The sequence below is a fragment of the Sodalis sp. (in: enterobacteria) genome, from assembly GCF_047607725.1.
Classification (GTDB): domain Bacteria; phylum Pseudomonadota; class Gammaproteobacteria; order Enterobacterales; family Enterobacteriaceae; genus JBLKSS01.
The window spans coordinates 1-9,923 of the sequence record NZ_JBLKSS010000159.1; the positions used below are offsets into that span (position 1 = coordinate 1).

Genomic DNA, 9,923 nt, shown 5'->3' on the forward strand with positions numbered 1-9,923 from the left:
ACACTATCACAAACTTCAGAACCACTAATTTCATATCACTCAAACCGGGATGGAAATAAAAGTTATTAAAATCAATACAATGTGAAAATGCAATGAGCATAAGCGTGTAACGTAGGTTTACTGTCTCATACAACAAACCCACTAATAATTCAAGACGTCCTCCACGGGGCGCTTACGTTGATTAAACCTCCTGAGGTCAGCGCGATTGCGGATTATAATGGCATCGATGGCATAAAATATGCCCTTTCACCTTCAACTTCTTCTCCGCTGGTGCTGCAAAAACGGTTAAGTCACGTTATTCGTAATTTGATGATAGATAATCACAGCTGTACGTCCAATTATGATTTTATGCTGTATATCTTTTATAACATTGCTTCACAGGAACAACGGGAATCAATCAACGCAGTTTTTTATGTAAAACAAAACGCACACCACACGCTGCGTAAGCTGATGAGTCCTGAAATCTCGGTGCATAGCTACAGCGACATGTTGCGTACGGAGCAAGGCAGGCTGATGGTGTTTATGCGCGAGGATGACCATCAAATCCGCCATTGGATGGTAAGTTTGGGCAACGGCCGGTTCGCCGGCATGAATAATATGAAGATCGCGGCCCATTTCGGTGAAGAAAAACGGGTATTGCTGATGGAGCAGCTAGGGGAGTTTAGAAATAATTTGCTCTACCCGCGCGGTGCCAAATATGGCTTCCATATCGTTAAACACACGCTTGGAGAGACGCCACCGGCGCGTTCATTGCTACAGGTGGCGAAGGAATTATTACACCGTTCAACGCCACCCCAAACCCCTTGTGAGTATGCGCTAAATATATTGGTCCATGCCAACTGGCTATCGCCTCAGCAATCCGCCGCCGTGCAGGAAACCCTGGCGCACCTCGTCAATCCGTCGAACTGCGGTCTGCTTTCACAACATAAGCTGGAGGATGTCCTGCTGGATATACGCCCCATCACCCACAGCATGGCGCTGAGGGTTCTGGAACCGGGAAAATTGGTGATCTGCTATGCGCCCGAGAAACGTTACCATATGATTTTAAGTTTGGGCGACAATCGTTTTGCCGGTTGGAACAATCATCAATTTAATAACAAGTTGGGGGAGAAGGATAATATCATCAGCGCCCGGCAATTAGGGTTGTTCAACAAAGGGTTGTTGCAGCAACAGGGTCTTTGTTATCGGGTTTTGAGCGGTGAAGTCAACGTCGAAAAAACGCGCGTGGCCGCGCTGCTTGGTTCTGACAGCCGCATTGCTTTCACCCATAATACCAGCGTGCCGGGCGGCAGCGTGCAGATGCAGCTGAAAGCCCACGGCGCACCCACCAACATTAACTATTACGATACTTTGGAATGCGCCGAGGTAGTGTTGGGGATTAATGAATTACACAATCAAGGCAGACCGCTAAAAGAATTAGAACTTATCTCCTGCTACGGGGGTTATGGCGGGGCGCACTCTTGCGCCCAAGTTTTGGCTAATCGACTACAAATACCGGTAAAAAGTTATCGCCGGGTGGTGGTGGATCACAAATTTCAACGCCAGGGTAGCGCATTGGAATTTTCGCCGCAGAATACCTTCGGCGCTAGACGTCTACATGAAAGCGTCGTCTGGCATTTGCATTTGCATAATTTATTAGAGCGTCTATACCTGCGGTGGCATCACCTTGTCAGCTCCCGCCGGCCCCGGTCAGAGCCTATCGACATGTCGTTCACTTTGATCACGATGAATATTCTCAGGCTACTGAATGGCATGCTCGACAGTGACTCTTTTCTTGAACGTTATCCCGGTGTTACGACGCCCAAGCTGATCAAAGAGGCTTTAACGCTGCTCGGCGCCGACGCTGCGAGCGACGGGTTGCTCGGCGCGATACTCACTTTGTTGTACGGCGAGCGGAAAATGCAGTGCGCGCTGCAGCAATTTCTGGTGGAGAACGACCACGATCGGTTGCGCCACACTGACCCCCCCCTCAGCCGGCCGTGCCACGCGAAATAGGTCATATAACGGTTGATGATAGCCATGACATTGCGCTGGCCCCCTTGGAGGTGTGTCGCGACCTGCCCCTATTGAGCCAAATTTATCTTAGTTTCAGCGCGGGCGACGAGAAGCCGTTACTGGAACACATCGTTAATATTGCCACGCAGGATGCCGACAAACGGCGGTGGCCCTGTAAGGTAGCGCAAACGCTTAATGATTTACCTGGGGTGCCCATACAGGCCGGCAAGCGGGACGGTACGCGTATTATCCCTGGCGATGGTGAAAAAGAGAATCTTATCTATATTGATGCCGACGCGACCTATGATTTTACTTTGCAGTGGGCCTTGATTGATGATGATGCGCCGCCGCAGACCCATCGTCCCGACGCGTGGCTCCCGTTTCCCACCGTCGCCAAACAGGGGGGTAAAATCTATCAGACGTTCCTTGATTTTAGGTCTTTGCGGTTGAAAACGGATGCGCCGGCCATATTACTGCCCCTAAAGGGGAGCGCCTTTTTGACGGTGCCGCGAGTGATTATCCAGATACTGGAAAATGGCACGCGGATGATGATCATGCAGCGGCGCCTGCCGCAGGGTTGCTACCACAGCAACGGGAAATTGGCCCGATACATCACCCAGGAAATAAACGACTATACCGCGTGTCTCAAAGTCGGTAAAAAGCAGGGGGGCGCGATACTACCGGTCGACTCGGCTGATGAAAATTTGATCTATGTTGAACCCGGACTGCCTGCAACGCAGCCGCTTAACGGCGAATGTGGTATTGATGGATGAGAAGACGCGCGCGCCAGGCTTTCGCGCGGCAGAATAAACCGCGCCGTCCACGATCGTGGGCGGCGCATGAGTGAGGCGCGTAGTGCCGATCGTTTTATTTCGCGGCGGTGATTTCGCTGACTAAAAAGTCAACAATTGCGCTGAGTTTGATCATCTGCTTCTCACCGCTGCGGCGGTTTTTGTACTCGATTTCTTCCGCATCCAGATTGCGATCGCCTATGACCAATTGGTGCGGTACACCGATAAGCTCCATATCGGCAAACATCACGCCCGGACGCTCTTTGCGATCGTCGAGCAGGACATCGATACCCCGCGCCTGCAGCTGCCGGTAAAGATCTTCCGCCACTTCTTTCACGCGGAAGGATTTATGCATATTCATCGGCAAAATCGCGACATTGAAGGGCGCCAGGGCCTCAGGCCACAAAATGCCACGCTCGTCGTGGTTTTGCTCGATAGCGGCCGCCACCACGCGGGTGATGCCGATGCCGTAGCAGCCCATGGTCAGCGTTTGGTTACGGCCGTCTTCACCCTGTATGGTGGCTTTCATCGCCTCTGAATATTTGGTGCCCAGTTGGAAAATATGGCCCACTTCAATTCCGCGCTTGATTTGCAGCAATCCTTTGCCATCCGGGCTGATATCGCCGTCAACGACCTTGCGCAGGTCGGCCACCTGGGGCAGCGGAAAATCCCGTTCCCAGTTAATGCCGAAGAAATGTTTCCCCTCGGCGTTGGCGCCGGCGGCGAAGTCGCTCATCACCGCCACGCTGCGGTCGATAACCAGCGGCAGCGGCAGGTTCACCGGCCCAAGCGAGCCAGGGCCCGCGCCGACCGCCAGACGGATTTCCTCTTCGCTGGCGAACGTCAGCGGGGCGGCGACCTGCGGCAATTTCTCGGCCTTGACGTCGTTAAGCTGATGATCACCGCGTACCATTAGCGCCACCAGCGGATGATCGGCGTCTTCGCGGGCGCGGACCAACAGCGTCTTGACGGTTTTTTCCACCGGCAGCGCGAATTGCGCCACCAGTTCGGCGATGGTGCGGGCGTCGGGGGTGTCCACCAGCCGCATCTCTTCGCTGGGCGCGGCGCGCGTGGCGGCCGGGGCGCCCGCCTCCGCCAGTTCGATATTGGCGGCGTAGTCTGACGCGGTCGAGAAGACGATATCGTCCTCACCGCTGTCGGCCAGCACCTGAAACTCGTGGGACGCGCTGCCGCCGATGGAGCCGGTATCCGCCTGCACCGCCCGGAATTCCAGCCCCATGCGGGTGAAAATAGCGCTATAGGCCTGATACATGGCGTCATAAGTCGCCTGCAGCGAATCCTGACTGGTGTGGAAGGAGTAGGCGTCTTTCATCACAAACTCCCGCGAGCGCATGACGCCGAAACGCGGGCGTACTTCGTCGCGGAATTTGGTTTGGATCTGATAGAAATTCAACGGCAGCTGCTTATAGGAGCTGACCTCGTTGCGAATAAGGTCGGTTATCGCCTCTTCATGCGTGGGGCCCAGTACAAACGGCCGCGCGCCGCGATCGGTAAACCGCAGCAATTCCGGGCCGTACTGGACCCAACGTCCGCTTTCCTGCCACAGATCCGCCGGCTGCACTACCGGCATGACCACTTCAATCGTGCCGGCGTTGTTCATCTCTTCACGCACGATATTTTCCACTTTACGCAGCACGCGTAAACCGGTGGGCAGCCAGCTATAAAGGCCGGATGCCAGCTTACGAATCATCCCGGCGCGCAGCATCAGCTGATGGCTGACCACTTCCGCATCGGCGGGGACTTCCTTGAGGGTGGAGAGCAGATATTGGCTAGTACGCATGTTAGTTAGGTTCCACAAGAGCGGCTGAGTGCCGTAGGCTGCCGGCAGGCAGCAAAAATATTGAAAGTGATATAGTCTACCAGCGCCCGCCGGCGGCCAAAAGGACCGACGGAAAATTTAACCCATTATCCCGCGTGCGCTGCCGGCGGCGTCACTGTCGCCGCCCGGTAACGTATCGATGGCGATAACCTCGGCTGTCGTCTCGCTCACGCGTCAGCGGACATTGAAATCCAGTAGTGCCGCGGCATACTCCCGCGCCGGCATTGCCCGACGGTGATAGGCGGGACGGGGGTCCTGCGCCAGAACATCGCAAATAAATTCCCGCAACCGGGGCCAGGCGTGAGCCTGCGCGCGCAGCTGCCGCTCCGCCGGGGGGGAGAAAATGACCTGTAGGGTATCGGCGGGGGCCGGCTTGCGCAAAGCCCGCGCGGGCGTTGGGCAGGCTTTCGGCATAGGGAAGATAGGGTTTGATATCCACCACCGGCGTCCCATCCACCAAATCCAGACTGCCGAGACGTAAAATGACGTCGGCGCCGCGCAGCGTAATGCCCTCCAGCGCCACCAGCGACATGCCGATAGGATTGGGGCGAAAAGGCGAGCGGGTGGCGAAAACCCCCATTCGGCTATTGCCGCCAAGCCGCGGGGGTCTGACCGTGGCTCGCCAGCCGCCCTCCGGCGTTTGATGAAAAACAAACAGCAGCCAAATATGGCTGAATTCCATCAGGCCGCGTACCGCTTCCGCTTGATTATAGGGCGGCAGCAAATGCAACTCGCCGACGCCATCCGCTACCAGCCCCGGCTGGCGCGGCGCGGCGAATTTTTCTTTATAGGGCGAGCGGACAACACCTATTTGCCTGAAGCCGAAAGTAGAGGTCATTGCGAGACGCTAAGCTCGGTCCCCTGGCAAATGGCCTGCTGATAGCAGCCGGCGACGGCGCTCACGATCTGGCACTGATGCAGCAAGACGCCGTTGCCTTTCATCGCGGCGGCGAGGGTCTGCATATTGCGACGCGCGGTGCTGATGCTCGGCGGCGGATCGATCTTGCAGGCTGACTTTGCAGGTGGAGCCATAAACCTCACCCAAATCGCGGAACGGCTTGCCCACTAGCTCTTTAGGATCTTTATACAATTTAGCCGGCAGGGGCGCGCTGCGGGGCGCTGCTTTATGCACGGCGGCGGTCGTGTCTTTAAACGGATTTTTGGGGCCGCTTTGTACGGCGGAAGGTGCGTGGTGTAGCCCGGAGCATCCCGTTAGCGAGAGAAGGAGCAGCGAAACAGGTAATGCGCGCATCATTTTTCCTCTGGTTATTGTTATAACGGCTGCTATTGAAGCAATCTACGGCAGAAATAACAAGACGGGCCGTAACCCGCCTGATTAAAACACCGCGAAAAACTGTTATTAACAATTACCAGCCTTTGACTGCGCCGCCGTTAAAAATTTTGTTAGCGGCATCGTTCACTTCATCGGACTGATAAGCCTGAACGAATTTCTTCACGTTTTCGGCGTTTTTATTGTCTTCGCGCGCCCCGATCAGGTTGACATAAGGCGAGTCCTTATCCTCGACAAACAGACCGTCTTTAGTCGGCGTCAGGCCAATCTGGCTGGCGTAGGTGGTATTGATAATCGCCAGAGCGATCTGCTGATCGTCAAGCGATCGCGGCAGCTGCGGGGCTTCAAGTTCCACCAGCTTCAGGTTCTTCGGATTGTCGGTCACATCCAGTACGGTTGGCATCAGCCCGACGCCCGGTTTCAGACCGATCAGCCCAATTTTTTGCAACAGCAGCAGCGAGCGGCCCAGGTTAGTCGGATCGTTGGGTAGCGCGATTTGTGCACCGGGCTTCAGTTCGTCCAGCGATTTGATTTGCTTGGAATAGCCGGCGATGGGATACACAAAGGTATTCCCTACGGCTGCGAGCTTATAGCCGCGATCTTTTATTTGCTGATCCAGATACGGTTTGTGCTGGAAAGCGTTAACATCGATATCGCCCTTGCTGAGTGCTTCATTCGGCAATACGTAATCATTAAAGGTCACCAGCTCCACGTCCAGGCCGTATTTCTCTTTGGCCACTTTCTGTGCCGTTTCTGCTACCTGCTGTTCCGCGCCATTGATCACGCCTACTTTGATGTGGTTCGGATCTTTTTCATCCTGTCCGCAGCCGGCCAGCGCCACCGCGCTAACCAGTGCAGCCACCTTTGCTAGAGTTTTAATATTGAAAGACATATCCCTTTCCTCACAGTGAGATGTAGTGTCCTTACGCCATTATGTCGACGCAGGGACGGTCGCGTTATTTATGGGTAACCGCTCTGACGAGCCGATCACCGCCAAGTTGTATTAAATAGACCAGAACCACCAACAATACTAATACGGTATTCATCACGGTGGCGTTGTAGCCGATATAGCCGTATTGAATGCCGATTTGTCCCAGGCCGCCGGCGCCCACAGCTCCGCCCATGGCGGAATACCCCACCAGGGTAATGAGCGTGATGGTCGCGGCGTTAATGAGACCCGGCAACGCTTCCGGCAGCAGCACCTTACGGATAATCTGCAGCGGGGTGGCGCCCATGGCGCGAGAGGCCTCTACCAGGCCAGAGGGAATTTCCAACAGGGCGTTTTCGACCATACGGGCGATAAAGGGGGCGGCGCCTATGGTTAGCGGCACAATGGCGGCCTTAAGGCCGATGGAAGTCCCGACGATGATGCGGGTAAACGGAATCATCCAAACCAGCAGAATGATAAACGGAACGGAACGGAGTATGTTTACTAACGCCGATGCCATTCTGTACAGTTTGGCGTTATCGACAATCTGTCCGGGGCGGCTAACGTAAAGCAATACGCCGATGGGCAGACCGATGAAAAAACCGAAAAAACACGAGACAAATGTCATCGTCAGGGTTTCCAAAATCCCCCGGGCCAATAGGGCGATCATTCCATCAGACATAACCCAGTACCTCTACATTGACCTGATGCTGCTGCAGATAAGCGATGGCGGCGACAGCGTCCGCTTCATCCCCGTCCATTTCCGTCAACATGATGCCGAATTTAATGCCGCTGGCGTAATCCATCTGGGCGCTGATGATGTTATTGTTGACGTTGAAACGGCGCGCGGTTTCCGACAACAGCGGCGCATCCACCGACTGACCGGTAAACTCCAACTGTAATATGGGAATGCGGCCGGGCGCACGTTCGCTATGCATGCGCTGCTGATAATCCTGCGGAATATCCAAATGCAGCGTGGAACGGATGAAAGCCTGGGCCAGCGGCGTTTTCGGATGGGAAAACATTTCGCTCACTGAATCCTGCTCGATGAGTTCGCCTTGGCTGATGACCGCGACCTGATCGCAAATGCGTTTCACGACATCCATTTCATGGGTAATCAACAGTATGGTCAGACCCAGGCGCTGATTGATATCTTTCAACAACGCTAAGATAGACTGGGTCGTGGCGGGATCCAGCGCGCTGGTGGCTTCATCGCACAGTAGCACTTTAGGATTGTTGGCCAGCGCGTGGGCGATGGCGACCCGCTGTTTCTGTCCGCCCGAAAGATTCGCCGGATAGCTATCCGCTTTATCCTCCAGCCCCACCAGCGCCAGTAATTCGGCGACCCGCTGGGTGATAGCGCTTTTAGGCCGCTTATCCAATTCCAGCGGCAGCGCGACATTGCCGGCCACCGTGCGCGAGGAAAGTAAATTAAAATGCTGAAAGATCATGCCTATCTGACGACGGGCATCGATCAATTTCCGCTCGGGCAGATTCGTCAGATCGGTACCGTTGACCACCACCGAACCGGACGTTGGCCGTTCCAGCAGATTGACGCAACGTATCAAGGTGCTTTTCCCCGCGCCGGACGCCCCGATGACGCCGTAAATTTGCCCGGCGGGCACGTGAAGGCTAACATCTGATAGCGCGGTGATGGTCCGTGTGCCCAGCGTGAAGTGCTTGGTGATGTGAGAAAATGTGATCATGCTTATTTTTATATGTAGGCCGCATAGCGAACGTAAAGGTAACAAATCAATGCCGACCGGCATTGAAGTGCGTGGATGTTAAGGCGTCTAGACGTCTAAGTCAACTGCGTTACGTTCCATTTTATGGGTTTCTCTTCCCATGTCAAAACATGTGATACTTAAGGCTTACCTGTAATCAGGAGCCTTGCAGTGGCACAGTCTGTTTCCGCAATTTTTTTAGACCGTGACGGTACGATTAACGCCGATAACGGTTACGTCCATGAGATTGACGATTTTCAATTTATTGATGGCGTGATCGAAGCCATGCAGGAATTGAAAAAGATGGGCTTCGCCCTGGTGGTGGTCACGAATCAATCCGGGCTGGCCCGAGGTCTTTTCAGCGAAGAGCAGTTTATGCACCTGACGGAATGGATGGACTGGTCACTGGCGGATCGTGACGTTGATCTGGACGGTATCTATTTTTGCCCTCACCATCCCCAGGCGGCGGTGGAGGTATTACGCCAAGAGTGTGATTGCCGCAAGCCGAAACCCGGGATGCTGCTGGACGCGCAGCGCCACCTGCATATCGATATGGCTTCTTCTTATATGGTGGGGGACAAGCTGGACGATATGCTGGCGGGCAAGGCGGCGGGGGTCGTCGGCACTCGGGTACTGGTGCGCAGCGGTAAAGCGGTAACGGAGCAGGCTAGCGCGGCGGCGGATTGGGTCATCGATAGCCTGGCCGCGCTGCCGGCCACGATTAAACAGCGTCAATTCGGCGCGTAACGAATGATTTGTGACCGGTTGAAAAAAAAGTAAGGATATTCCCTTGCCATTTCAGACCGGCTCCCTATAATCTGCCTCCATCGACCGGGCATGTGAATATCATCACAGTGAACGGGAGGGTTCAGAAACAGGCGAAACTGCTTGACACTGAATAGAGGAAGGCGTAATATAAGCTACCTCCGACAGCCGGATTYCGGCGGCGCGGCGCTCTTTAACAATTTATCAGACAATCTGTGTGGGCACTCACAAGACGATATCGACACACGAAATATCAAGTCTTGAAGGGTGAACAAACGAATATTCATATGAATACTAGTTTTAATTCTTTGAGCATCAAGCTTTTAATTGAAGAGTTTGATCATGGCTCAGATTGAACGCTGGCGGCAGGCCTAACACATGCAAGTCGAGCGGCAGCGGGAAGAAGCTTGTTCTTCTTCGCCGGCTAGCGGCGGACGGGTGAGTAATATCTGGGGATCTGCCCGATGGAGGGGGATAACTACTGGAAACGGTAGCTAATACCGCATAACGTCGCAAGACCAAAGTGGGGGACCTTCGGGCCTCACACCATCGGATGAACCCAGATGGGATTAGCTAGTAGGTGGGGTAA

General features: G+C 54.5%; 7 protein-coding genes, 1 rRNA gene and 2 pseudogenes. 4 read left to right on the forward strand and 6 right to left on the reverse strand.

Annotated elements, in window-relative coordinates:
* Positions 1–450: 450 nt before the first annotated feature.
* Entirely contained in the window at positions 451–1,995 is a 1,545-nt protein-coding gene (locus tag ACMX3H_RS14180) for a hypothetical protein (protein WP_415211296.1), read from the forward strand.
* 71 nt (positions 1,996–2,066) lie between these two features.
* On the forward strand, positions 2,067–2,768 hold the full coding sequence (locus ACMX3H_RS14185; RefSeq protein ID WP_415211297.1) for a hypothetical protein: 702 nt from the start codon (positions 2,067–2,069) through the stop codon (positions 2,766–2,768).
* 94 nt (positions 2,769–2,862) lie between these two features.
* On the opposite strand, the gene proS is transcribed toward ACMX3H_RS14185, so the two are convergent.
* From proS to metN, 6 genes and pseudogenes are all read right to left on the reverse strand, one after another.
* Positions 2,863–4,587 (reverse strand): proline--tRNA ligase, encoded by a 1,725-nt coding sequence (proS, locus tag ACMX3H_RS14190; protein ID WP_415211298.1) that lies wholly within the window; start codon positions 4,585–4,587, stop codon positions 2,863–2,865.
* Between the two features lie 213 nt (positions 4,588–4,800).
* Positions 4,801–5,464: pseudogene (gene tsaA, locus ACMX3H_RS14195) on the reverse strand (tRNA (N6-threonylcarbamoyladenosine(37)-N6)-methyltransferase TrmO).
* Positions 5,461–5,878, reverse strand: a pseudogene (gene rcsF, locus ACMX3H_RS14200) (Rcs stress response system protein RcsF). The pseudogenes tsaA and rcsF overlap by 4 nt, the downstream one beginning before the upstream one ends.
* Before the next feature lie 115 nt (positions 5,879–5,993).
* On the reverse strand, positions 5,994–6,809 hold the full coding sequence (locus ACMX3H_RS14205) for a MetQ/NlpA family lipoprotein (protein ID WP_415211299.1): 816 nt from the start codon (positions 6,807–6,809) through the stop codon (positions 5,994–5,996).
* Between the two features lie 64 nt (positions 6,810–6,873).
* Positions 6,874–7,527 carry a methionine ABC transporter permease MetI gene (locus tag ACMX3H_RS14210; RefSeq protein WP_415211300.1) on the reverse strand — a complete coding sequence of 218 codons (654 nt, stop codon included), beginning with the start codon at positions 7,525–7,527 and terminating at the stop codon, positions 6,874–6,876.
* Complete coding sequence (gene metN / locus ACMX3H_RS14215; protein ID WP_415211301.1) at positions 7,520–8,551, reverse strand: methionine ABC transporter ATP-binding protein MetN; 1,032 nt, start codon at positions 8,549–8,551, stop codon at positions 7,520–7,522. Before metN ends, ACMX3H_RS14210 begins: the two co-directional genes overlap by 8 nt.
* Positions 8,552–8,740: 189 nt before the next feature.
* Here metN and gmhB point away from each other — a divergent pair, with 189 nt between their 5' ends.
* A complete protein-coding gene (gene gmhB, locus ACMX3H_RS14220) occupies positions 8,741–9,316 on the forward strand; it encodes a D-glycero-beta-D-manno-heptose 1,7-bisphosphate 7-phosphatase (RefSeq protein WP_415211302.1) in 576 nt (191 codons plus the stop codon).
* Positions 9,317–9,658: 342 nt separating this feature from the next.
* A 16S ribosomal RNA gene (locus tag ACMX3H_RS14225) occupies positions 9,659–9,923 on the forward strand; the annotation flags it as partial.